Origin of the sequence: Pseudoalteromonas sp. SG44-5 (assembly GCF_014164175.1) — a bacterium.
GTDB lineage: Bacteria > Pseudomonadota > Gammaproteobacteria > Enterobacterales > Alteromonadaceae > Pseudoalteromonas > Pseudoalteromonas nigrifaciens.
Window position 1 is genome coordinate 1 of the sequence record NZ_JACJES010000065.1, and the last position, 580, is coordinate 580.

At 47.6% G+C, this 580-nt stretch carries 1 protein-coding gene; it reads right to left on the reverse strand.

What is annotated here, in order from left to right:
• Positions 1–580 (reverse strand): four-carbon acid sugar kinase family protein (locus H5079_RS18215; RefSeq protein ID WP_182684629.1); only part of this gene is annotated, 580 nt, incomplete at both ends.

The window sequence follows — 580 nt, forward strand, 5'->3', positions numbered from 1 at the left end:
GCAATGCCCGCTGCCAATCCAGAGCCGCCAGTAATTAACTTTAGCGACTTAGCCGCTTTGCCTAGGGTTGCTAAATGTGCACTATTAAAGGCATCAACCACAGCGTAGCGTTTACCTGCACTTTGTAGCTCAGCAAACTGGTTAGTGATGGCCTCAGCGCCTTGCTCAATGGTTTGGTAATTGACTAAACCGGCTTCTCCTTGCGACTGGCTATTCATTAAGCGCACCAAGCTTGAATCGGTCATTGGCGTTACCGGGTGATTACGCATACCCGATTCATTAAGCGGCTCGCCAAGTACAAATAAGTGACCGTTAAATACGGTGCGACCATTCACTGGCAAAGCAGGGCATACAATAGTAAAAGACTCACCGAGTGCCGCTAATAAAGCGTCGGTTACCGGGCCAATATTACCTTTAGCCGTACTATCGAAGGTTGAACAATATTTGAAATAAAACTGCTGACAGCCTTGCTGTTGTAGCCATTTTAATGCGGCTAAGCTTTGCTCTATTGCTTGCTCTACAGGGCAAGAACGCGTTTTAAGGCTTACGACAACCGCATCCGCGTCAACCACAGTGTTAC